Origin of the sequence: Heyndrickxia acidicola, from assembly GCF_001636425.1 — a bacterium.
Classification (GTDB): domain Bacteria; phylum Bacillota; class Bacilli; order Bacillales; family Bacillaceae_C; genus Bacillus_AE; species Bacillus_AE acidicola.
The window spans coordinates 873,978-898,780 of the sequence record NZ_KV440953.1 but is presented as its reverse complement, the minus strand read 5'-3'; the positions used below and the strand labels follow the sequence as shown (position 1 = coordinate 898,780).

The 24,803-nt window shown below is 36.5% G+C and carries 21 protein-coding genes and 1 riboswitch; of the genes, 3 read left to right on the top strand and 18 right to left on the bottom strand.

The features are described from left to right. Positions 1 to 12 precede the first annotated feature (12 nt). The 12 genes from A5N88_RS04210 to A5N88_RS04155 all read right to left on the bottom strand — a co-directional run bounded on the left by A5N88_RS04210 (position 13) and on the right by A5N88_RS04155 (position 13,939). A complete protein-coding gene (locus tag A5N88_RS04210; protein ID WP_066263448.1) occupies positions 13 to 1,419 on the bottom strand; it encodes a radical SAM protein in 1,407 nt (468 codons plus the stop codon). Then, entirely contained in the window at positions 1,409 to 2,179 is a 771-nt protein-coding gene (locus A5N88_RS04205; protein ID WP_066263445.1) for a prolipoprotein diacylglyceryl transferase, read from the bottom strand. Before A5N88_RS04205 ends, A5N88_RS04210 begins: the two co-directional genes overlap by 11 nt. A 114-nt stretch (positions 2,180 to 2,293) precedes the next feature. Continuing rightward, on the bottom strand, positions 2,294 to 2,794 hold the full coding sequence (locus tag A5N88_RS04200; protein WP_066263442.1) for a mismatch-specific DNA-glycosylase: 501 nt from the start codon (positions 2,792 to 2,794) through the stop codon (positions 2,294 to 2,296). Positions 2,795 to 3,086: 292 nt separating this feature from the next. After that, positions 3,087 to 3,329, bottom strand: a complete 243-nt coding sequence (locus tag A5N88_RS04195) for a DUF2187 family protein (RefSeq protein WP_066263439.1) — start codon at positions 3,327 to 3,329, stop codon at positions 3,087 to 3,089. A gap of 461 nt (positions 3,330 to 3,790) precedes the next feature. Beyond that, positions 3,791 to 4,549 (bottom strand): exodeoxyribonuclease III, encoded by a 759-nt coding sequence (locus A5N88_RS04190; protein ID WP_066263436.1) that lies wholly within the window; start codon positions 4,547 to 4,549, stop codon positions 3,791 to 3,793. Between the two features lie 465 nt (positions 4,550 to 5,014). Beyond that, on the bottom strand, positions 5,015 to 6,451 hold the full coding sequence (gene glgA, locus A5N88_RS04185; protein WP_066263433.1) for a glycogen synthase GlgA: 1,437 nt from the start codon (positions 6,449 to 6,451) through the stop codon (positions 5,015 to 5,017). A gap of 13 nt (positions 6,452 to 6,464) precedes the next feature. After that, the gene (gene glgD, locus A5N88_RS04180; RefSeq protein ID WP_066263431.1) at positions 6,465 to 7,571 is read right to left on the bottom strand and encodes a glucose-1-phosphate adenylyltransferase subunit GlgD; all 1,107 of its coding nucleotides are present in this window, start codon (positions 7,569 to 7,571) and stop codon (positions 6,465 to 6,467) included. A 26-nt stretch (positions 7,572 to 7,597) separates the two neighbouring features. After that, positions 7,598 to 8,740 carry a glucose-1-phosphate adenylyltransferase gene (locus tag A5N88_RS04175; protein WP_066263429.1) on the bottom strand — a complete coding sequence of 381 codons (1,143 nt, stop codon included), beginning with the start codon at positions 8,738 to 8,740 and terminating at the stop codon, positions 7,598 to 7,600. Then, complete coding sequence (glgB, locus tag A5N88_RS04170; RefSeq protein ID WP_066263421.1) at positions 8,740 to 10,680, bottom strand: 1,4-alpha-glucan branching protein GlgB; 1,941 nt, start codon at positions 10,678 to 10,680, stop codon at positions 8,740 to 8,742. Before glgB ends, A5N88_RS04175 begins: the two co-directional genes overlap by 1 nt. 333 nt (positions 10,681 to 11,013) lie before the next feature. Next, on the bottom strand, positions 11,014 to 12,036 hold the full coding sequence (locus A5N88_RS04165; protein WP_066263418.1) for a glycoside hydrolase family 15 protein: 1,023 nt from the start codon (positions 12,034 to 12,036) through the stop codon (positions 11,014 to 11,016). Positions 12,037 to 12,745: 709 nt separating this feature from the next. Continuing rightward, a complete protein-coding gene (locus A5N88_RS04160) occupies positions 12,746 to 13,087 on the bottom strand; it encodes a hypothetical protein (RefSeq protein ID WP_066263415.1) in 342 nt (113 codons plus the stop codon). Positions 13,088 to 13,164: 77 nt separating this feature from the next. After that, positions 13,165 to 13,268: riboswitch (guanidine-I (ykkC/yxkD leader) on the bottom strand. 242 nt (positions 13,269 to 13,510) lie between these two features. Beyond that, entirely contained in the window at positions 13,511 to 13,939 is a 429-nt protein-coding gene (locus tag A5N88_RS04155; RefSeq protein WP_066263413.1) for a cell wall hydrolase, read from the bottom strand. A gap of 314 nt (positions 13,940 to 14,253) precedes the next feature. Between A5N88_RS04155 and A5N88_RS04150 the strand changes: the two genes are divergently transcribed. Beyond that, on the top strand, positions 14,254 to 14,700 hold the full coding sequence (locus A5N88_RS04150; RefSeq protein ID WP_066263406.1) for a GNAT family N-acetyltransferase: 447 nt from the start codon (positions 14,254 to 14,256) through the stop codon (positions 14,698 to 14,700). 350 nt (positions 14,701 to 15,050) lie between these two features. Here the strand turns inward: A5N88_RS04150 and A5N88_RS04145 are convergent, their stop codons facing one another. The 4 genes from A5N88_RS04145 to A5N88_RS04130 all read right to left on the bottom strand — a co-directional run bounded on the left by A5N88_RS04145 (position 15,051) and on the right by A5N88_RS04130 (position 19,094). Next, entirely contained in the window at positions 15,051 to 17,291 is a 2,241-nt protein-coding gene (locus A5N88_RS04145; RefSeq protein WP_066263405.1) for a DEAD/DEAH box helicase, read from the bottom strand. Between the two features lie 139 nt (positions 17,292 to 17,430). Then, the gene (gene hlpB / locus A5N88_RS04140; protein WP_066263402.1) at positions 17,431 to 17,709 is read right to left on the bottom strand and encodes an HNH nuclease-like protein HlpB; all 279 of its coding nucleotides are present in this window, start codon (positions 17,707 to 17,709) and stop codon (positions 17,431 to 17,433) included. A gap of 210 nt (positions 17,710 to 17,919) precedes the next feature. Continuing rightward, a complete protein-coding gene (locus A5N88_RS04135; protein ID WP_066263398.1) occupies positions 17,920 to 18,225 on the bottom strand; it encodes a hypothetical protein in 306 nt (101 codons plus the stop codon). Between the two features lie 245 nt (positions 18,226 to 18,470). Then, positions 18,471 to 19,094 (bottom strand): NUDIX hydrolase, encoded by a 624-nt coding sequence (locus tag A5N88_RS04130; protein WP_066263396.1) that lies wholly within the window; start codon positions 19,092 to 19,094, stop codon positions 18,471 to 18,473. Between the two features lie 417 nt (positions 19,095 to 19,511). Here A5N88_RS04130 and A5N88_RS04125 point away from each other — a divergent pair, with 417 nt between their 5' ends. Together A5N88_RS04125 and A5N88_RS04120 are read left to right on the top strand one after the other, a co-directional pair. After that, positions 19,512 to 20,132 carry a LysE/ArgO family amino acid transporter gene (locus A5N88_RS04125; RefSeq protein ID WP_328005976.1) on the top strand — a complete coding sequence of 207 codons (621 nt, stop codon included), beginning with the start codon at positions 19,512 to 19,514 and terminating at the stop codon, positions 20,130 to 20,132. 499 nt (positions 20,133 to 20,631) lie between these two features. Further along, complete coding sequence (locus A5N88_RS04120; RefSeq protein ID WP_066263394.1) at positions 20,632 to 22,803, top strand: serine hydrolase domain-containing protein; 2,172 nt, start codon at positions 20,632 to 20,634, stop codon at positions 22,801 to 22,803. A 232-nt stretch (positions 22,804 to 23,035) separates the two neighbouring features. Here A5N88_RS04120 and A5N88_RS04115 read toward each other — a convergent pair whose 3' ends face one another. Next, positions 23,036 to 23,767, bottom strand: a complete 732-nt coding sequence (locus A5N88_RS04115; RefSeq protein WP_066263392.1) for a class I SAM-dependent methyltransferase — start codon at positions 23,765 to 23,767, stop codon at positions 23,036 to 23,038. Between the two features lie 166 nt (positions 23,768 to 23,933). Then, positions 23,934 to 24,623, bottom strand: coding sequence for a CTP synthase C-terminal region-related (seleno)protein (locus A5N88_RS04110; RefSeq protein WP_066263389.1), 690 nt, complete (start codon positions 24,621 to 24,623; stop codon positions 23,934 to 23,936). Between the last annotated feature and the right edge of the window lie 180 nt (positions 24,624 to 24,803).

The window sequence follows — 24,803 nt, the reverse complement described above, 5'->3', positions numbered from 1 at the left end:
AAGCGCCTCTATCTATCTGGTAACTAAAATCTCTTCTCTTATTTTTATTAACTCTTTTTCCAAAACGTCGCGATAAAACAGATTATAGGTATCAAATGGAATGATCCTTCCATCCGGATGAGCAATGTGTACACATGATTTTTTTACAGAGCGGATATCAAAATTATGAGCATCCTGGAATTGCATTATAATCACTCGAAAAACATTATCATAACCGATATAACCAGGCAAATTGACTTTTGGAAGGCAGCAAAGCAAATCTTTCAGAGACAGTGCAGATGAATCGGGAGAATGATTTAAGGAAAATAATTTAAAAATCATTTGACGTATATTCTCATCCTGTTCAAAAACTATTGTATTTCTATCACCTTCCAGTAAAATTGCTGGATCAATCATACCAGTTAAAGGAGTAATGGATTCTTCCTGCTTAAAGGCATACCCCATTGCAAGTGAATCAGGATGGCAAGGAACAGGCACAATATCCTTTTCTCCAAAGATTTGTGACTGTTCAATAATCATTTTGCGAACCTCACTTAAGGTCAAGCGATCCGTTTCCGGATTAAAGTCTTCAAGTCTTCCCGCACTTTGTATTGGCTGGAGTGTAACACCCCGGACACACTTTTGTTTCGTACCAAATCGAATAATATCACCCACTTCATGATCGTTCAGCCCTTTTTTGAGAGTCACAACCAATGTAGTGGATATATTGTATTCATTTAAATGTTCAATCGCTTTTCTTCGAATATGAGTGAGGTCCACTCCACGCAGTTCTTTCAAAGCATCGCCATTGAAACTGTCAAACTGCAAATAGATTTCGAACCCCGGGAGATAAGTGGCCAAACGTTTTACGAATTCCTTGTCATTTGCTATCCTGAGACCATTTGTATTCACCATAATGTGTTTAACCGGCCTTGTTTTCACCAAATCCAGGATATCAAAAAAATGGGGGTGGATAGTTGGTTCACCGCCGCTTATTTGAATGATATCAGGTTCCTTTTCGTTAGCCACAATCGCATCCAGCATGAATTCTATTTCTTCCATCGACCGGTATGTACCTTTATGGGGTGACGACTCAGCATAACAAATAGGACATTTGAGATTGCATCGCTCGGTAATTTCAAGCAGCGTGAGGCAGCTATGCTGTTCGTGATCGGGACATAGACCGCAATCATAAGGGCATCCGTATTTAATCGGTGTGTTCCACTGATGAGGCATTTCGGAAGGTTTAATAAAATCTCTGCACCACTTATAATATTCGATGTCATTTGAAATCAAAACCTTTTCTCTTCCGTGTTTCATACAGGTTTTGACCATATAAACATTCCCATTTTCAAAGATAATTTTTGCTTCGACCTTTCTTAAACAAACAGAACAAATGCTAAGGGTTAGATCGTAATAGGTATATGGCCTATTCGGCATACAGGCTCCCCGTTTCTTTAATAGAATTGATAAATTGGTGCCTTTTTTTAAACATTAATTGTACATAATAAACAATACCTGCAATACATGCGAGCTGAATGTTGTTTAAATAAAAATAAGGGTGAGGAGTTGGCTTGATAAAGTCAATTAGCAGTCTGAAAGATAGATAGCCCAGCATAAATAATTGAAATAGGTATCCTTCCCACAACATTTTTGAGGGCGCTGTTCTTATTCTTAATAAAACGATTCCAAGAAGAAACAAAAATGCAATTTCATAAAGCTGAGTCGGATGCCGTTTTATACCATCCCCAAAATCAACTCCTGTAATCCAGTTTGTAGGAGTACCATATGTATGATCGCTAAGACCAGTAAGAAAGCAGCCAACCCTTCCGATCATCATGCCTACAATAAGCGGAAACACAAAATCATCCCCAGTGGAATGCTCCCATCCGATGATTTTTTTTGCCGTTTCTACACCGATTAGTCCTCCCAGCAAACCGCCAACTATTGTTTTTCCCTCTAATAAATACGTCAGTCTGTTCCATTCATAGATTGTTTTAAGCGGGTTTTCAAACCAGTATACCGCCTTTGACCCAATATCAGCTCCAAAAATTGCTCCTACCACAATCCATAATGCCTTTTCGACGGGTATTCTTTCTTTTCTCCGTGTCCATAGATAAACCCGAAAGCCTATAAAGTACGCAAGTGATTCAAACAAAAGATGCGGATGGATTCCAAAAATATACACAGGGAATTTCATATCAGCCTCCAGATTGGTATTTATTTGTAACTTATTCTCTGAACGTGCTCAAATTCCCTTCTTAAGCAGCTGATTGATTCATTTAATTTAACCTGTTCAGTTTTTCCTTCTGGATTATTTAAGGCTGTTTAGCTGCTTGTATATATCGACCACTTCATTTATTTTCATTCTTACCAGGCCGCTGGAAGAAGGAGCAACAAAATCAATTGTACCCGGAACAACAGGTTCGGTCTGTTTCCCCCAGGGTATCTGTTTTCGTCTGCTAAATTCCTTATAAACTCCCTTTCCTACATAACAAATAATATTCGGTTTAAAGTACTGTATCTTCTGTTTTAATACTTCGCTTCCCTCTCTGTAATCTTGTTTTGTGATTTGATCTGCGGCTTTTGTAGGTCTTTCAACTATATTAGTAAGCCCATATCCAAATCCAAGCAACCGATAATCTTCCGAAGGATCAAGTATGCATGGAGTAAGGCCGGACTTATATAAAATTTTCCAGAAACGATTATGGGGATTAGCATAATGATGGCCGGTCTCGCTGGAGCGCATACTGGGGTTAAAACCCACAAATAAAATATCTAACCCGCTCACTATATGGTCTGGAATAGATTTCACAAAAAACCTCCCATTATCCTATATTCTGAAAAGCCTTACCATTAAAATACTGGGATGCATTAGAATTAAACATAAGCTGTCCATGTATAATTATTTCCATGTTTTAAATAAGATATAGCAAAAATAGGCTTACTCTATGTATTGTCAGGAATTTAACCCAAAAATATTATACTTTTATTAACACTTAGATATGTTGTAATAATGGTCTTCTTTTATTAGCTCACTCAAGAGAAAAGAGGTATTTTTATAATCCTTTCGGTTCAGCTGAAAATAAGCTTAAAACAAGCAGTTATCATTTTAGAAATTTACTTGAGTCAATGATTAAGTAGTTTCGATGCGATACAACGGTTAAATTATTATCATATCCCAGCAACATCCCCATTTTGGGAGAAAGTTCAACAATTACCGAGTTTTCACGTATCGTAATGACCGTCCCTGTAAACGTTTTATCCTTTCGAATGAATCGAACAACATCTCCTATTCTAGCTTTTTGTTGTGTGGTAACTTTTGCGTTTTCTTTTACTGCTGCATTCACGTCGAATGCCTCCTTTAAAATGGATATTTTATGCAAGTAGTTTTCTAGTAATGTTTCCTATTAGTCTCTTCTCGTAAATGTTGCAAAGGGATGTCTAAAATTGTTGACCGAAAAAAGAAATGAAGATTTAAAATGATTATGGTATCCATCATGTATTAGAGTCCTTTTCATGCGAGAATACGCCTTGTTTTTACTTACTTGCTAAATTTTTAAATAAAATACCCTATTTGTTGTTTAATAAACCTAGCACAAATATAAAAAGTCCCCTGTATCAACAGAGGACTTTCGGATTTCTATCCATTTTCATTTTTAATAAGACTCTTTTCGTAAACTTTGTTGCTATTAGACACAAAAAATGATTAAAAACTCATGTTCAGTATTCAAATTTTTGAATAGCTTACGAAAAGATGCCACGAAGGCAGGCAAAATACGGGATAATCCTTTGTACATAAAGCAACAATTTATGCGAAAGCAGCCTTTAATAAAACGGGGCAATGGTCACTGCCTAAAACATGGCTGTGAATTTCAGCATCTTCAATTAAAGAGCACAACTTGCTTGAAACGATAAAATAATCTATTCTCCATCCTATATTCCGTTCTCGAACTTTATTCATATAAGACCACCAGCTGTACGCTTCCGCCCTTTCTGGATAAATCCAACGGAAAGAATCAACGAAACCTGATTTTAGCAAATCCGTCATTTTGCCGCGTTCTTCTATTGTAAAGCCGGAATTGCCTAAATTCGATTTTGCGTTTCTCAAGTCGATTTCCTGATGAGCCACATTCAGGTCACCGCATAATATGACGGGTTTTATGTTATCCAGGGTACTTAAGTATTCCCTCAAACGATCTTCCCACTCCAGCCTATAGCTTAACCGTGCAAGATCTCTTTGTGAATTTGGTGTATACACATTGACTAAATAGTAAGATTCAAATTCAAGAGTGATAATCCTTCCTTCAGGCTCTTCTTGAAATTCTCCTACGCCATAGCTTACGGAAAGCGGCTTAATTTTTGTAAAAATGGCAGTTCCTGAATAGCCCTTTTTATGAGCATAATTCCAAAACTGATAATACCCGTTCAGTTCTAATTCAATTTGTCCTTCTTGGAGCTTTGTTTCCTGAATACAAAATATGTCTGCATCCATTTCACGAAAATAATCCAAAAATCCTTTTTTCACACAGGCTCTTATACCATTGACATTCCAGGAAATTAACTTCATAAAACCTTTTTTCTCCTTACTATTCTATTACTTTTATTTTTCGATTTGTTAAACCGAATAAATTGCAAGCGAACACTTATCCATCTTGTTTGACCCTCATTCAGATCAATCGTTTTCCCCCTCAGTAATGAAGATTCCAGCATATTTTTATGTAAATCAGCATGGAACTATAACAAAGTTTATCTCTATAGCTTAACTATACAGGATGGCATCCTTCAATTCACTCATTTGGCTCGTTTTGCAAAAGAAAAGACTCTTTTCATAACCTTTGTTTTGATACAAAATAACGATTGAAATCCAAGTTCAGTAATAAAAAGCGTATTAGCATACGAAATGATGTCGCATAGACATACAACTCACGGAATCATTCTTTGTACGTAAAGCAACAATCTATTCGAAAACAGCCTATGCCAAAAACAAGTCAACAAAAAACATGTATCTCTTACAGAGATACATGTTTTTTCGTCAAGAATGAAAATAAAGCAGCTTTTCATATAACTTTTTGTATTCTTTAGAGGATTGGTTCCAGCTGAAATCTAATTGTAAAGCCTTTTCCACGAGCATGTTCCACTTATTTGGCTGAAAACGATAAAACCAAACAGCTCTTTCTATTGTATACAGCATATCGTGAGCATTGTAATTTGTGAAGGAAAAACCGTTGCCCTCATTGGTAAATTCATTAAATGGCTTTACAGTATCTCTTAAACCACCGGTCTCTCTCACAATCGGTATTGTTCCGTATCTGAACGCTAGAAGCTGGCCGATTCCACAGGGTTCAAACTGTGATGGCATAAGAAATAAATCGGAGCCAGCATATATTTTTCTAGCGAGTTCATCATTAAATAACGTCTTAATTATGACTTTTCCAGGATATTGAGCAGCCAATTCATGAAAGGCATTTTCATATTTTTCATCTCCAGTGCCCAATACGATGAATTGGACATTTTGCTTCATGATTTCATGGAATACATGCAGAACTAAATCCATTCCTTTTTGGTCTACCAGTCTTGTTACCATTGAGATAACAGGAATATCATCCTGCACAGAAAGCCCAAATTCTTCCTGGAGGCTTTTTTTGTTCTGTTTTTTCCCCGTAACATCCTGATATGGTGTATAAATTGATGAATCCGTATGCGGGTTATAAAGGTCTATGTCAATTCCGTTCACAATTCCTAATAGCTGGTTTTGTCTCTTCCTTAAAAATCCATCCAAATTCTCCCCATAATAAGGTGTTTGGATTTCATTAGCATATGTAGGGCTGACGGTAGTCAGGAAATCAGAAAATGCCAATCCGCCTTTTAGGTAGCTGACATTCCCATAATATTCAAGTCCATCTTGACTAAAATATAATTCACTCAAATCAAGTAGATCATATAAAACCGATTTTGAATAAACTCCCTGATATCTCAAATTATGAATGGTAAAGACGGTCTTAATATCCCGATAAAAAGGATGATTCTTATAATGGGCTTTTAATAATGCAGGAATCGGACCAGTTTGCCAGTCATGACAGTGAATGATGTCGGGCTTGTTTTCCAGGAAGGGCAACGCCTCTAAAACAGCCCTTGAAAAAAATGCAAAACGTTCGCCATCATCATAAAAACCGTAGCTCCCATGACGTTTAAAATAATATTCATTGTCTAAAAAATAATAATTAATATTGTCACGAGTTATCTTTTCAATTCCACAATACTGCGTTCTCCAGCCGACCGGGACAGTCAAACTGCCAACATGATTCATTTCTTCCTTAATCGATGATGATAAATCACCAAATTTGGGAAGGATGACATTTACTGACACATCCTGTTCAAGCAGTGCTACGGGCAAAGCACCTATCACATCGCCAAGCCCGCCTGTTTTAATGAAAGGTGCACATTCCGATGCTGCAAATAAAATATTCATGAGGGTTCCTCCGTTAAATAATCTCCTCTTTTCTGACAACTTCAGGCTGGCTATGCCCAATGATCATTTTATCCTTAGTAATTTTAACCTGTTTATCCGTTATGACATTTTCGACATAGGCTCCTTCCTCAATTTCTCCTTTTTGCATGATAATACTGTTTTTAACAACTGCGCCTTTTTTTATTTTCACTCCGCGGAAAATAATGCTGTTTTCAACAATCCCTTGAATATCGCATCCATTAGCGACTAAAGAATTGCTGACACTGGATGATGCAGCATATTTAGCAGGTGCTTCATGTTTTTTCTTTGTATAAACATTCCATTTTTCATTAAAAACAGAACTTAGTACTTCTGGATTAAGGAACTCCATATTGCTCTCATAAAAGCTTTCCACAGAGTGAATAAATGGCAGTCTGCCCTTGAAGTGAAAACCTTTCACTTTGTAGGTTGACAAATGGGCTTTTAATGCATCCTTTAAAAAATCATATTCGTCATTTGCACGGCAATTTAAAATCAAATCAATGAGAAGCTGTTTATCTATAACAAAAGTTTCAAGGGAAACGTGATCCCCTTCTTTAGGGGAAGTATACAGCCCAATGTCCGTAACATTTTCATTTTCATCCAGCTGGCATGTATGGTAAACCAGTTTTTCAACAGGCTTTCCTTCATAATCCTTATACACCATTGTAATATCTGCACCAGATTTACGGTGATAATCGACAATTTCATTGTAATCCATTTTGCATACATGATGTCCAGGTGAAATAAGAACCGTATCCTCATGCGATCTGCGAAACAGCTCTAAATGATCATAGAATTGCTGAAGGTCCCCCTGAAGCTTTTCGTCGGGATGAATCGGAGGCAAAAAGAATAGCCCTCCAATACTTCGATCCAGGTCCCATTCCTTCCCTGAGCCGATATGGTCCATTACCGAGCGATATTTCTCTTTTGTAAATACGGCCACTTTTGTGATATTGGCATGTACAAAGTTTGATAAAGTAAAATCAATTAATCGATAGCGTCCGGCAAACGGAACGGATGCCAGCACCCTGTGTTGTGTAAGTTCCTTTAAAAAAGGTTTTTCATTAATTAAATTGATTACGCCCAGGACATTTTCCATACTCTCCGCCTCATCTCATTTTTCTATTAATTATGAAGGTATTGCTGATTACCGCAATAAAGGACTATATTCTCGTTTGGATCAGAGGATCCTATGACCGCACCATCTTCAATGATCGAATTTGGTGGAATAATTGCCCTCTCAATTTTCACATTCTTTCCAATTCGAACATCCGGCATTATGACCGAATCCTTTATCGAGCTGCCTGAATCTACATGTACATTATAAGAGAGAACCGAATTGTTGATAGTTCCATTAATCATGCACCCTTCATTCACAAGAGATTGTGTTATTTGAGCGCTGGAGGAAATATATTGCGGCGGATGATTGGCATTACCGGCAAAGATTCTCCAATCGGCATCATTTAGGTCAAATGCAGGTTCCTCTTGAAGAAGATCCATATTGGCCTCCCACAGACTTTGAATTGTTCCGACATCTTTCCAATAGCCGTCAAAACGGTAGGCATACATTTCATTGCCATCCTGAAGCATTTTAGGAATGATATCCTTGCCAAAATCATTTGTTGACATAGGATCTTTCTCATCTTCAACTAAATATTCTTTTAACTTTTTCCAATTAAAAAGATATACTCCCATTGAAGCTAGATTGCTTTTAGGCTTAGCCGGTTTTTCATCAAATTCGACTACTCTGTCTTCTGAGTCGGTATTCATAATTCCAAAACGGCTCGCTTCTTCCCATGGAACCTGAATTACCGCAATCGTAGCAGCAGCGTCTTTTTTTACATGAAATTGAAGCAGGCGGTTATAGTCCATTTTATAAATATGATCACCAGATATCACAAGAACATATTCAGGATCATATTGTTCAGCGAAATGAATATTCTGATAGACAGCATTTGCTGTACCTTTATACCATTTCCCGCCTCCATTGCTTTGATAAGGAGGGAGAACAGAAACACCGCCGAAATTACGGTCTAAATCCCATGCTCTTCCATTGCCGACATAATCATTTAATGCATGCGGCTGGTACTGGGTTAAAACTCCTACTGTGTCTATACCTGAGTGAGTGCAATTGCTTAATGTAAAATCAATAATTCTGTATTTTCCTCCGAATGGGACAGCTGGTTTTGCCAATGCCTTTGTCAAATCTCCCAATCTCGTTCCCTGTCCGCCTGCAAGCAGCATTGCAATCCATTTTTTAGATGCCATTATTCCGTTTTCCTCCCTTGTCTTTTTTTCGTTTGCTTCTTAAAAATTACAATCCCCAGTGGAGGGACTGTGACTTCTATACTAAAGTCCTGATTATGGTATGCAAGATTGTCGGCCTTAATTGGTTTGGAATTTCCTTGTCCTGAACCGCCAAAAGCTTTTTCATCACTATTAAAAATTTCAATATAATTTCCCCGTGCCGGGGCACCTATACGGTATTGCTGATGAACAGCAGCTGAGAAATTGCATACGATTATGGCATAGTCGCCTTTTCTCTTGCCTTTTCTGATAAAAGCAAGAATACTATCTTTTGAATTGTCGGGATCAATCCATTCAAACCCATCCTGTTCATGATCCAATCTCCATAAAAAAGAGGATTCCTGGTATAACTTATTCATCGCTTTTGAGTATTCGTAAAATTTTTTATGGTATTCCAATCCGGCTACATCCCAGTCCAACTGTGAAAGATCCTTCCACTCATCAAACTGGCCAAACTCTCCTCCCATAAACAAAAGCTTTTTCCCCGGATGAGTCATAAAATAGGCATATAAAACTCTTAGATTAGCAAACTTTTGCCAATAATCACCGGGCATCTTGTTCAGAAGTGATTTTTTCCCATACACAACTTCATCATGCGAAAAGGGAAGAATGAAGTTTTCTGAGAAAGCATAGAAAAAGGAAAAGGTTAATAAATTATGGTGGTAAGGCCGTTCGAATGTTTCCAGCTGCATATATTTGAGGACATCATTCGCCCATCCCATATTCCACTTATAATTAAATCCCAGTCCACCTGAATCTGTAGGTGCTGTGACAAGGGGCCAGTCTGTCGCTTCCTCAGCAATCATCAGAACTCCTGGATACCGCTTAAATATTTCTTCATTCAATTTTTTGAGAAAGGAGATTGCCTGAAGGTTCTCTTCTCCTCCATATTCATTTTTAATATGAATATGGGAACTATTGTCATGGTTAAGAAAAATTAGATACGATACGGCATCGGTCCGAAAACCATCGATGTGATATTCTTCAAGCCAAAATAAAGCATTAGAGGTCAGGAAGCTTCTTACTTCAGGTTTACCAAAATCAAAATTATAGGTTCCCCAATTCTCCCTTTCAGCTTTAAGGGGATCGGACGGCTCGTAAAGTGCAGATCCATCAAATTTCCCAAGTCCATGACTGTCCTTGCAAAAATGGACTGGCACCCAATCAAGCAGGACACCCAGCCCCTTTTGATGACATTGATCAACAAAATACTTGAAGTCATCTGGTGATCCAAACCGGCTGGTTACAGAAAAATACCCAGTAATTTGATACCCCCATGATCGATCAAAGGGGTGTTCCATTATTGGCATTAACTCGATATGGGTAAATCCGCTGTCTAACACGTAATCAATCAATTCATCAGCAAGCTCACGATACGTAAACAGACTCCCGTCTTCTTTCTTTTTCCAAGTGCCCATATGAAGTTCATAGATCAACATAGGCTTGTGATAAACATCACTTTTTTCTCTTGCATTCATCCATTTTTGGTCATTCCATTGGTAATTGTTAAGAAAATGTACCACAGATGCCGTTTTAGGACGTTTTTCAGAATAAAATGCATATGGATCTGCTTTGAGAATTACTTCATTTGACTGCGTATGTATTTCGTACTTATAAAGCTCACCTGGTCCAAGTCCTTCTATAAATGACACCCAAATCCCGGAAGCATTAACCCTTTTCATTGGATGAAGAGAACCATTCCAGTCATTAAAATTGCCTACAACCGAGACGCTTGCGGCATTCGGCGCCCACACGGCAAACCGTATTCCATCCGTGCCTTTGTATTGAACTGGATGTGCTCCAAGCGTTTTGTAGCTTTCGAATAATGTTCCCTCATGAAAAAGGTAAAGCTCAAAATCACTTGGAAGGAATTTTTTCTCGCTTTCTAACAATGCCTTCAATTTCTCCACCTCCAACCTAAGCTTTAATCTGTCTTTCGAATAAAAGTATTCTAAAATATTATTCGATATAAAATAAAAAATTCCTCCTATGTAAACTGAATATTCTGCAGGCAGTAAAAATTATTTTTCATTTTCATCTAGACAGTTCTTTATACCCTGTTTAAGGAAACATTAATCCTAAAAAGAGCGCCTATTCCTTGTAGAATAAGCGCTCTTTATCAAACCTGCATTTTGAGTACTGGTTTAAGTTTATATCCTATTGATAAATTATTATTGATTTTCAACAAATAGGATGTATGAAATTAAATAATATTTTTTGATTTAATCAATTTTTCAACCAAGTTTTGTTATTTTCAACCATTCACTGTCTTTCATTCGGTCTAATAAAAGATAAGACATAGACACAGCCCAGGCAAGAGGAGTATTCCCGTTTGGCACATTGCTTCCTCCTATGAATAACTCTGGTATTTCCCAATTATCAGGAACGATTTTATGTGTTTTTTCTGCATATTCTTTTGCCTTTTCATGCATACCTAAATTTGAATAGCATAATCCAAGCCATGGAAATCCGAAGCACCATTCAGCCTCGCTTCCTTCGTTATAATACAGGTCATTTTTATAGCGGATGCATCCATAGGTTCTTTCCAATTTTCCTGTAACATCATCTAAAATCCGTTGGGCATTTTCATGATCTACAACCATAAATGGATAAATTAGGGATAATAAAGCAAGATCTGTTTCCTTCGTTTGACTTTCGCGCGGAAGGAGAAAGCGAAGAGTTTCCTGCCCATGCTTAATGATTTCATCCTTTACATTAACAAGGGGCTTAACGGACAAAAGACCTGCAACACAAGCACCAACACTAGAGGCGTGAACTTCCATGTTTTCTTCCCACATTCCATTGTCCTTAGAATCCCAATATTCCAAGCATTCCAGATAATCGACAAGTTTTTGAACAATTTTTAAGTCTTCCTGATTTCTAATCATTTTTTTCCCATGCTTAATTCCCTCTCCCACTCCCCATAAGAAAACACCGACTGCATCATTTTGAGCGTGGCCCCATTCCTGATTTATTTCTTTTAATTCTTTTGAATACCTGGCATGGATATATTCATACAGATAAACTGGTTTTTTCTCCGTATGGATGGTCAACTTCCACTCATATTCCTTAAAGAGATCAAATAGTGCATAATAAGCTTTTTCGTATTGATCAGAAGATGTATGCAAATAAGGGAGAACGGTATAACAAACATCTCTAATCCATACAAAATCGTAGTCTTTAGATAAGCTGGCTGTATAGGCTCCGTTTGGGAGTCTCATCCGTTCAATTACTTCAAGCGCTTTTTCAATATTCATCTTTTAATCCCTCCCATAGGTTTCATTTAGCTTCATCCTTAACAAAACTAATGGATTTTAAAACAACTCAATAATTTAAAGCGTTTACAAATCTAATTTCTTTCCCGCTTTTCCTTCTTCCCAGTCTTTATATAGATATATACTATGTCTGTAAGCATGATTTTGATAATCAAGCAGTCATTTTCAATCAAAGACGCCTGCTGCAATTTAAAATCTTAATGGCAAATGGATATTTAAAATAAACTAAGGTGCAGGAAATTATTTTTGTAAAGGCTTTGTAAAAGATAGGCTCTGTTAATCTTGCCTGATGATTCCGCTCCATGAGCCAGCTTTTTAGCTCTCCTCGGCGCTTCTAAGCCTGCATAGTCTTCTTAGCTTTTCCCACTCGAGATAGACAGAGACTACATAGGTTAAATAATTTATTAAAAAAAGATGAAAATAACAGGTTGTGCATAATAGCTTGTAAATAAATGACGAAATGATACTACGAAGACAGACAACATACGGAATGATGCCTTGTACGTTAACAAACTATGCGAAAACAGCCTTTATAAATGAATAAATAAATCTGAATATTTTTGTGAAAAAAGGAAAGTTAATTTTACTTTATTATATGCCCATGGTGTTATCGTAATCTCTGATGCTTGTTTTTGAGGGGAACGATTTAAAAAATCCCCCCTCAACAAGTATTTCTGATAACCAGGACTTTTCATTTTTTTTGCTTATCCACATCATTGCCCTTATTTAAAAATATGCGCTGCATCCATACATCCAATTTTTCAACCTGTTTTTTCCCAAACGTAAAGCCATAAAGGAGTAATAGCACAATGACAAAAGTATAGATATCCAGTTTTCCTGACACTGCAAAACTAATGATTCCCATCGTAATCTGGGGAAAAACTCCCGTAATAGCCAAAAGAATTGCAGCGGCTTTAAACCAAAAGGACGACTTCATTGCATATCGGGCATAAAAAACAAAGAAGGTTGAAAGCCAAGCGAGAACTTCCAGTCCAGCTAATATAACCCATTTATGTTCCAATAAGAAATTCATATCCATCACTCCCTAACTTTTCAGCCTTCCTTCATGAAAAAAAGCCAGTGAAATACACCGCTGCCCTGCAGCGACATATCTCCCAGGCTTTTCTCCCTCCGTGTTACACAAACGATTGTGCGTTTTCCCTCGGACCAGCAAAATGGCTCATTCCATTCACGGAACCCTAGAAAACTGAAATTCTATTCATTAATTAATCGTATCAGACTCATCCCTTTATCACAAGATTATTGAGGTGAAAAAACGCTGTTTTCCCATTGATCGCTTACTTTTAGTATAATGGACAAATCCTTATTTAATCAGGCATCGAGGCATCTCTTCATCTATTATTCATTCGCTTGCATATTGATCCAAGTGTTACATCTGTTTTTGTGCACAAATAGCAACAAAGTTGAGCCTAAATAAAAACAACGAAAAGCTTCTTTAAAAGGTATTATAAACATTTTGACACGTTTCCGCAGTTGGCTGAAAAAAGCAATGAAGTTTATAGCGTCCGACAAAGGGCTGATTATACCATTTTGAAGGGCAATTTCCCGGCGGTTTAAAATACCAAAGGCTGTATTTGGCTGGCCAGTGATAATATCCATTTACAGCCTTGCGTGCCAGCCTTTTTTCACTCTCTCTCGCTCTTTGATAAAAATACCCATGGATTACTGCTTCAAAAGCATGTGGTTGAAAAACCATTTGAGGAATGGTCCGAAGCCCTTTAAAGTCAGAACAATTTGCCCTTATCCGATTTATTCCAACATTTCCGACAAGCTGCATGCCTAATGTTCCTTCACCTTCTGCTTCTGCCCGGAGCAGTCTTGCTAAAAGCGCGATATCTGATTGCCTAGCTTGAACAACCGCCATGAGGTCACCTCCATTTACTTTCACCTATATAATATGCGGTTATTCCATTTAACATGATGAAAAGAAAACAGCTGAAAATAGTACCCACAAAATAACATAAAAATAAAGGAGAAAAATTGATTTCAGGGAATTGTACAGTAATTTAAATGTGTATTTTTACATAATATATTTTATTGTAAGTTCATAAAAATTATCTAAAAATAATAGATACTGTAATTCTATGTAATTAAACTATTGTATTCTATATTAAAAGGACAAATGGTTTATTCAATAAAAACTATAGCAGAATATTTATAGAGTAAGGGAGTGGTAATATGGAGTTGCAATTTAAAAAAGCTACTGAGATAGAAATTAAAGAAATATATGAATTTGCAGGTATAAACCGTAAAGAAGCAACTAATTACTATTCAGAAGATAATAAGCAAAAAATGATTGAAGCCTATCAACATTCCGCAAAATATAATGCTTATTTTATTTGTTTAATGAATGGAAACATACTAATTGGGTGGGTACAAATTGACAAAGCAATTGATTTCTTATCTGGAAAAGAAATTGGCTGGATAAATGATGTATATGTGAAAGCACAATACAGAGGCAGGGGGTACTCCAAATTATTGATGGAGGAAGCTTTAAAAGAATATAGAAATAAAGGGTATAGTGCTGTAAGACTGAATGTATATTCACATAATCAAAAAGCAATGAATTTATATAAAAGAATGGGTTTTAAAGAGATTAGCAAATTTATGGAAATCTCTCTATAAAAGAAATTTTTTTATTCAATTAAAAGATGCTTTCGGAAAAGAATGATCAAAAGAATAAAAATGGTCCAGAGAAAAACTCCAGGCCATTTTTATTTGATGATAATTAAAAATAGGGCTTTGTTAGAGAACTCTGTTGTTTTTTAGCTCATTCGTGTAAAACAGCTGTTTCACACGCCTTTTTAGCACAGCTGAAATAATGAGCTGAAAAAAGAGCAGTTATCAACATAGAAATTTAACAAGTCCTAAATTAAAAAATACACGCTTTAAGTCAGCGATCCAAAAGATTTTGAGATGATGTGAATGATAATATAAAGATGAAATGCGTAGCGTATTTCAAAACTCCTATTCTTTTATATAGGAAGTTCCTTTAAGAAGCCTTCCATGAATGCAGGAGCCTCTAGTCTTAAAGTGACAAAAGGCGGCTCCAGCCTTATGATGCCTTCAAAATACACTCCCAGCCACATTATTTTACTGTCAATCACTACAAAGCTGAAAGGCAAAGAAGCTTCCATCCAGCTTGAATGGGGTACACCCAAGGGTCTCGATGGAGTGATAAATGTTATGTCTGCAAGATGACTTTTTTTATTTAAAAAAATATGCCATTCATCCGAAAGTATTGCCCCAGCAGGAATTGATACCAGAATGGAAGTCTTGGCATTTTCCATATCCTTAAACATTCTCTCAAGTTTTTTAGCATGCATCCACTGAAGGTTCGGATGCTGATGTTGTATCCATTTTCCGATTTCATGTATTTCGAGAGCTTGGTCATTGGCAATCTGGTAATCTGTCAGCTGCCTAAGCGTTTTATCTGCTTTTATTTTGCACCTAATGTATTCAGCATTCGCTACATGGACAAACTTCCCTTTGGTTCTAGTTATAGCAACATTTACCAGTCTTTCACTATCCCTTCCTGCAAGAAGCATTCCTGGCCTTTCCATTGGATATCCATCCACAGAATCAAAAACCATGATATCCCTTTCACTTCCTTGAAAACGGTGGACGGTAGCTGAAATAATGTCTGCGTTCAGAAGTTCCTTTCCATATAGCTCCCTTAATAATGTCTCCATTAACATAGCCTGTGCTCTATAGGGAGTGACAAATCCAATCGAACGGAAGCCACCAATATAGGCTTCGTGTATGACTTGAAAAGAAAGAAGCAATTGCCAAATATTCATCTTTGATTTTGTAGAACGCTGAGTTGTACAAAAGTCACCTGATAGTTGTGTATCTAGGAGAACGGAAGCACGATTAGCAAAAGGCTTCTTTTTTGCAAGATCCTTTCTGCTTTCTCTAACACTTTCATGGTCACTGACAAGAGAATGATAGATATATTGATTTGTAAAAGAAGAGATATCAGGATGCATTCTTCTTTGTTCATTTAATAAAAACAAATGTGGATGTAGATGGCCATTTGCTACTGAATTTATAATACCTGCACTATGGAATATATCTTCCCGAAGCCATTGATTTACAAGAGGATGGTTGGAAGAAGCAATGGGAGAAAGCTGTTTAAAGTCACCACATATAATCGTATGCTTTCCAAGAGAAGCAGCAAAAGCAGCCTGAGGTACATATGCCATACTTGCCTCATCCAGGATGACAATATCAAACTGGCTTTCGTATATGGCAGGATCACTTGCTGCCTTTGCCAATGTCGCCCCTACCACAAGGGCATTTTTTACGAATTTAAGCTCCTTCTGCCTGACTTTCTCCATCACACTTGTCAGCTTTCCTTCTACCTCCAATAGTTCTTCGGTATCTCTTCTGCTAAAAGAAAGAGATAAATCCTTTTTCAAAAGCTGTCTCTCATACTCCAATATCTTTTTATTTTTTGAAAGTGATGGATGCTGGTGTTCGATTAATTGGGTGATTGTAATATCTTCATGATGAACCAGGCCTTCTCCACCTGTAAATCCATAACGAAGGATATCACCTTCTATGAATCTCTTTTTTCGTTTTAAGAATCCTGCCAATTCAGCCATTAAAACATCCACCGCCTGATTGCTATGAGACAGGATAAGTACCTTTTTGTGAAGAAAATAATGATTGGCTGCTGCCCTTGCCAGCGTATAGGTTTTTCCCGTTCCAGGAGGGCCCCATACATAAGTGATTGGATTATACTTTGATCTAACACGCAATTCGTGTGCCGCACTTTTGAAAGCAATAGTTGGATGTTTTGGTTCCATAGTAGGATACATTAGCCTTTTGACTCTTATTCTCTTTTGCTTGCTTTTTTTTATTTCATCCAACCGCATAATTAATTGTTCAAGCAGCTCCCATGGATCATGAAGAATAAATGCCTGAGAAACCTTATCCCCCAACGTTTGGTTAATGGAGAGAATGACGCCATCTCCTTCTGAAGATAGTATTCGCCCGGCTATATTTGCTGAGCCCCATTCCACACGAATAGCAGAGCCAGCAGGAATCCGCACAGGAAAATTCGATTCAAAATAATAGGTAAAAACTTCGTCATTCGCTGCCAGCCTGCCATTTTTAACAAGATATTTTGTACTTCCTTTTGTTTTTAAATGCATAATTTCAAGTTGGAGGGATTTTTGCCAATCTTTTATATAATTAATTTTCCTATTCATTTTAATACATTCCTTACATAGATCTCTAATTATGATAAACCCTGATACAAAAAACTCAATCCCTTAATGAGATTGAGCTGCTGCTTAATTGTTATATAAATATAGCACTAATCTTTTAGTGTTTCCAGTAATCTGAAGGTTATTTTCTGCGCTTCTTCTTAGTTCTCACTGTTTTACTTGAAGGCTGTTTTTTTATCCATTTTAAATATCCCTTCATTTCTTCATCATCTTTTAAAAGAGGGATGGAATACAAACGCAAAGCAATTTCTTTATTTGAATACAAGGTATGAATTTGTTTATGACATGCCTTACATAGGAGGGCTGTTTTCAGAAACGCTCCCCCCTCCTCTTTTGGGATTAAATGATGAACCGTCAGCTCAATTTCTTTTCTCTCACAAAGCTTACAAGTGCCCAATATTACAGCATCCCCCTAACAGAATTCTTCAGGCTGCGTGAATCTCTTCTATATATTGCACTATTAAAGTGTGCGTATTCTATACTTTCAATTAACTTTTGACACAAAAAAAAGATTAAAAATCGAGGTTCGGTTTTAACTCACCTAAAAGTAAAATGAGCTAACTAACATTAATTTACAATCAGAATCTTTTTAGAAAGACGGCCTTCTCCCTTATTTCGCACCATCATAACTATTTAATATTCCCATCCTAGCAATATGTTTTTTTGACTCTTTATTTCCAAGCTCGTACAGCATCTTGTAAATCTCTCTCAGTTTATCGTCGTATTCATCATTTTGGGGATCATGATGGTATTCAAGAAATGGAACTTGTGCCCGGCCGTAAGTTTTCCAATCCGCTTTATTTACTTCATGAAAAAGCTCATTTAACTGTCTTAATTCTTTATCCGTAGCCTGAATTTGATAATGCCCTTCTGCTTCCTTGCCAGCTTCTGCCGAAAGTATTTCCCTGCTTTCCATGTCAGCGAAATACAGATTTTTCCATCACTCATGCTATCACATCCACGCCGTTTTTATCTATTTACCACTAGTAAATTCACTTCAATCCTAAGCTGGTATTTCGTATTCATTCACCTGTTACAACAGGTTATCCAAACTAGCTGATGCAAACCCAAAACTGTAATTACCCAGGGAAGCGCAGGATGTGACATCTTTCTTTAGTGTATGAGCTAAAAATACCAGAGCCCTTTAACAAAGCTATTCATTTAAGTGGTTTTCACTAAATCCAGGAAATGCTTTAATAAACTAGCTGTAAGTCCCCATATTACCCGATTTTCCCATTGATAAAACAACTCATCAACCTGACGTATTTGCCAGTTGTACTCTTTTCCCCCGTTAATTAAATGGAAAGGAAAGTTTTCCTCAGGTTTAATTTGAAAGCCAATTTTATATACCTTTGGTGTCATTTCCATTAGCTTTTCTACAGGAATGGTAAAAACCTCTTCAACCTCTTCTGGATTTGGTTGAATCTCCGCAGTCTTTTTAATCATTCCAGCGCAAGGATAAATCAATCTTGATCCAAATGCAGACAGCATATGGTCCAACGGAATAACATTAGTAATATCCTGACTTAAAATCCCCAACTCTTCACTAGTTTCTCTAATGGCTGCATCAATTGGGGTTGGATCAGTTTCCTCTATCCTGCCTCCTGGAAAACATATTTCACCCGGCTGCCTTCTCAGATGGGAGGATCTGACTTCAAACAAAACATGATCCTCCCCGTTTTTATTTATTAGAGGAATTAGAATGCCAAACTTTGAAAAGTCTTCAATCCCTAGAATATCCGGTTTTCTTTTGCTAAGTTTTTTCATTTGTTGGTTAATATCCAATCAAAACACTCCCAGATTTATAGTTTTATTTTTTAAAAATTCAAATAGCAATCACAATCTATCAATATACGTGTTCTGTATGATTAAAATGGTTTTTTAAATAGGCTCTTTTCGTAAACTTTCTTGTAATGGGACACAGAAATATCATTTTATATATATACAGTATTAAAACTTGTGAAGGGCATACGAAAAGATGCCACTAACACAGACAATACACGGAATAATCCTTTGTACGTAAAGGACCAATCTATGCGAAAACAGCCTTTAAACAAACTTACCTTAACTATTTTTTCCTGATATCTTTTTAGTAACCCTTCTTTTTATAAAGTAATCAAATGCAAACCTAATAAAAGTTCTATCTCTCCTATATAATTTATGGATAGTAAATTAACATTCATTACAATCGGGGGTATCAGCTTGATATTATCGGTAATCATTCATGGGGTTATTTTATCCATTGGTCTAATACTCCCCTTGGGAGCGCAAAATACTTTTATTTTTCAACAGGGAATCTGTCAAAAAAGATTCAAAGATATACTGCCTGCTATTTTAACAGCTTCTCTTTCCGATACACTTCTTATTATTATTTCCGTTACTGGTTTTTCTGTCCTTGTACTTGCTTCTCATTGGATTATGTTCTTACTTATGTCAACAGGTGTTTTGTTTCTTATTTATATGGGTGCTTTAGCCTGGAGAGCCAATACCGGAAAACAACAAGATGTTATGAAAAAATATTCTTATAAAAAACAAATCCTTTATGCTGCATCAGTATCAATATTAAATCCGCATGCACTATTGGATACAGCAGGAGTAATTCGTACAAATTCCATTGAACACATAGGAATTTTAAAATATATTTTTACTTTAAGCTGTATTTTCATCTCATGGAGCTGGTTTTTTCTTTTAGCTTTTTTGGGAAGGTCATTGGGAAGAGTAGGTAATTCAGAGAGTTTTCTTCGATTACTAAATAAGATTTCTGCCGTAATTATGTGGGGTGTTGCTGTATACTTATTCCTTCTTTTACTTAAACTATCATAGCATTCTATAGCTGTTCACATCAGCAAATATGTCAAAATGTCTCAAACCATATCTTCCCTTACTCTGTTTAATGAATATAATGGCTCTTTTCGTAAACTTTGTTGCTATTGGACACAAAAATATCATTTTACATATATGTTCAGTATTATATCATGTGAACATATATGAAAAGATCCCACAAAGACAGACAACTCACGGAATAATCCTTTGTACGTAAAGCAACAATCTATGCGAAAATAACCAATATAATATACTAAAAATGCATTGGGCTGCCAACCTGCTATTTATTTGAACGCCAGACTTATTATTAGTTGCTCATTATAAATGTATGTCCTCTTACAAGTTCTTTTACCCAATAAATCAATGCTTTTTTATTTAACTGGACGCATTACCATAAGAAAATTAATAAAAAATTAATTGTTTTTAATCATTGTTTAATACTTGGTTATGATTTTACCTATATAATTAAGGTCAGATAAAAACGTAAAGGACTGTCGATATGATGAATAAAAAACAACCACAACATACACCTAAAAAACGATTATCGCCATTGTTTACCATTAGTTTTATCATGTTGGCAATAGCAGCTGTATTTATTTATAAATTGTTTAATCCAAATTTCCTTTCCAACACCCATTCTGCAGAAGCAGATGCTCACAATGGGAGTGTGTCTCTGAGAAAGGTAGGGACTACCAATTGGCTGGACCAATATTTAAAACAATCTGGTTTTAAAGGGACGGCTTTAATTGTTAAAGATGGAAAAGTCCTCTTGAATAACGGCTATGGATATGCAAACAGAAATAACAAAATCAACAACACTGTTAACTCAAAATATTTAATTGGCTCCATTACCAAAATATTTACGTCAACAGCCTTTATGCAGCTGGAAGAAAAAGGTGTTGTGCACCTCAATGATCCAGTTTCAAAGTATATACCATCGTTTCCTCATGGGCACGAAATTACTTTATACAACTTACTGACGCATACTTCCGGAATACCAGTTAGAGTTGAGACAAAAGCAAAATTAACTCCTGAACAACTCATTCGTGAAATTGAAAAAAATTCGAAGACCCTTGCTTTTCAGCCGGGAACAAATTGGCTATATAATGATGCAAACTACTGTGTACTTGGTTATATTATTGAGAAAGAAACGAAAGAGCCCCTTTCAAAATATATCCAAAAGCACATCTTTAAACCTGCAGGCATGACGGGAGCCGGATTTGGCGCCAGCTTCTATAAAAATGTCTACCATTCTATAGGTTATAAGCCATCAAACAACGGCAACATTTATGCAGCCTCTCATCCAAGCTTTTCACAGCTTTTAGGCTGTGGGGATATCTACATGACAACCGAGGATATGTACAAATTTGATCGAGCGCTGATGGAAGGAAAGCTAATGTCAGCAAAAAATCGTCAGATCGTATTTAAACCATTCCTTCATTACTACGGAATGGGCTGGTACCAAACATCAAAAGGAGTGTATTCTCACGGCGTTCTGGCCGGTTTCGATACACTGAACAGTATGGCTCCTAAGAAGAAAGAATATGTCATTTTAATGTCCAACTTTTATTCCAGAAGCATTGATACCAGAAAAATGAAAGATGATATCTATACCTATCTTGATCAGGTTCCAAACGTTAGTAAGCAAGCATCAGTTAAAACCTTAGCTATGAGTGACCAATTTACTCCAACACAAGTGGACTCAAGGCTGGAGCAATATTTAAAAACAAGCGGCTTTAGCGGTACAGCGCTTATTATGAAAAACGGAAAATCCTTGATTAATCAGGGATTTGGGTTGCAAAATCGCAATGAATACATTCCTAATTCAGTGAACACGCAATACTTTATTGGTTCCATTACTAAGTCGTTTGTTTCCACTGCCTTTATGCAGCTGGAGGAAAAAGGTCTTGTTAAGGTAAACGATCCCGTTTCAAAATATATCCCTTCTTTTCCTTTTGGCAAAAAGATAACAATAGATGATTTGCTGACACATTCCTCCGGTATTCCTTTAAGGGATGAAACGTCTGTCAACATGACACCTAACCAGCTCGTGAAAGCTATTGAAAAAAACACGAAGCACTTGATGTTTAAGCCGGGCACCGGATGGTTTTATAATGATGTGAATTACGCTCTCGTAGGATATATTGTTGAAAAAGTATCAGGACAGCCGCTTCATCAATATATTCAGGAACACATCTTCAATCCAGCTAACATGACTGGTGCTGGATTCGGCGATAGCTTTTATCAAAGCCCTGATCATTCTGTTGGTTACAAGCAAAATAGCAAAGGTATATGGAAAAAGCCGGGATTGCCAAGCTTTACTCAATTTTATGGCTGTGGAGATATTTACGTAACAGCAGAAGATATGATGAAATTTGATGAAGCAATGAAGGATGGAAAACTGGTTTCTTCCAAAAGCCGTGCTATGATTTTTACGCCTAAATTCAATTCTTATGGAATGGGATGGTATGTTACAGATCAATTCGTTTTCTCCCACGGGGTAGTTCCTGGCTGGAACGGAATTAACAGTTATTCACCTAAAAATGATGAATATGTGATCCTTCTTTCCAACTACCAAAATGCCATGAATATTAAACAAATTAAGGATGATATTTACACTCTTTTAAGCGAAGAAAAGCAAACACCTGCAAATGAAGTCAAGGGTTCTTGAGGCAATAGTCCGATATATAAACCTGAATGAAGTCATTCAAGCACAAAGCTGAATAAAGGCAAGAATTCATGCAATAGACCGGAATTCTTGCCTTTTCTTTTTGACTTGATTTTTTGTTGTTAGCCTTGATCAAAATAGATAAGCTGGATTCCTTCTAAAGTATCAAGGTTCAAGATACTATACTTATCTATTTAAAAAGGCTTTGTTGTTTTTTATCTCTAAGTTCATCTATTCATTTCTTACATGAGAAAGCTAGGACGAGCGGAATTCTTTGTCTTCTTAAGAATTCTTCCTCACTGGTGAAATGTTCTCGTTGTGGTGCTCCTTCCCGTAAATCTGTAACTGAAAAACCAGATCCAGTAAGCGCATGAAAGTAATGTTCTATTGTTCGATGATATTTTACTACGATTTGTTCAATCCAAGGTTCCTTTCTTTCTCCCTCAAAAAAATAGTCATCAACTATCCAGTTCCCGCGCTTATCTCCTGTTTTTTTGCTAATAAAAGAGGATGTTGTAAGGGGGTGTTGAACGCTGAACACAAACTTACCTTGTTCTTTTAAGGTATTATACACATTCTTAAACAATAATTGAATATCAGATACATAATGTATTGCAAAACGTGAAGTAACAATATCAAAATTCTCTATTGGATAATGATAAGATTCTATGGTCACATTACTAATTTTCCCATTTTCGCTTTTAATATTATGCTGTGCTGCTGCTGCCATTTGTTTTGAGCCTTCTATACCACTATAAAATCCTGCACCTCGATTTAGTAATTCCTTTCCAAATGAAGCATCACCACAACCTAAATCCAAAATAATCTTATTTTGAAAATCACCAATCAGTTCATCTATGATTGGATTTTCGATTGCATTATTTGGACTATCTTTTCTGTTCCTTCTCTCATTATACTGTGTAAGAAAATCCTCATGATCATAAGCACTTGCCCCTCTGAATTCCATACTAATTCGATTCAACCCTTTCGCACTTCTGTCGATATTTGTGTAATTAAGTGTATAGCCTTAAATATTTATAAAAGAAAAGCGGAATATTCAAAATTTTATGTAGTCAATATTTACAATGGGCTTATCTGAGCCTTTCTTTAATCTTATCTAATATTTATTCAATTCATTCACTAATTAATAATGCCCTAATTAATGGGTGTACACTTTTTTTAAAGGCAGAACGCTCAGGTTGAAAAAGTGTACCAATGAAAAATGGGTGGCTGGTAAGTTCCAATATTCGTGGTTCACCATTTGTATCAGTTCCTGAAATTCTCATACCATTTTTTTGCAGCAAAGTTGCAAATTTTGTATTTAAACCATAATTACAAATACCATACTGTTCGGTAATTTCAATATCGTTGTATATTTCCGCAGCTTTGGATCCTTGTTTAAGAGTAAAAACATGTGTCATTTCACTGACTGAACATCTAAGCGGAGTTACCAGAAGCTTGGAGGAAGCCGGGTTTTCTTCTGCATGGTCTGCATTTGAAATTCCCAGAACATTTCTGGAAAATTCAATAATCATGTGCTGGAATCCTCCACAAGTTCCTAAAAAAGGAACACCATGTTCTCGAGCAAATCGGATTCCATTTAAGGCACCCTGCATACTTGTATATGGACTGGCTGGCACTGCCCATAGAGCATGAAATTTTGCCAGCTTTTGCTCGAATTCTAACTCTAAGGAAGATGTAGGAACCCACTCAATATCGACATTAACATTTAGCTCAGCCGAAGCTAATTTTATAGCTTGTGGGATAGCTCTATGTGCTGCAGCCTTTTCTTTAAAATCTCCAATTAAACCTATGATTCTCAAATTTACCACCTCCAACAAGGTATGCACGTTCCTTATTAAAGCATGCCTTTTTTTAATCCCTGCTTAAACCTAATAGTATCATTCATTAATATTCACTATTCCTTTAAGAATCCCCTTTAGGCCTATAATTCTAATACGATTGAAACTTTCAAGAAGGCTGTTTACCCATAGATTGTTAGT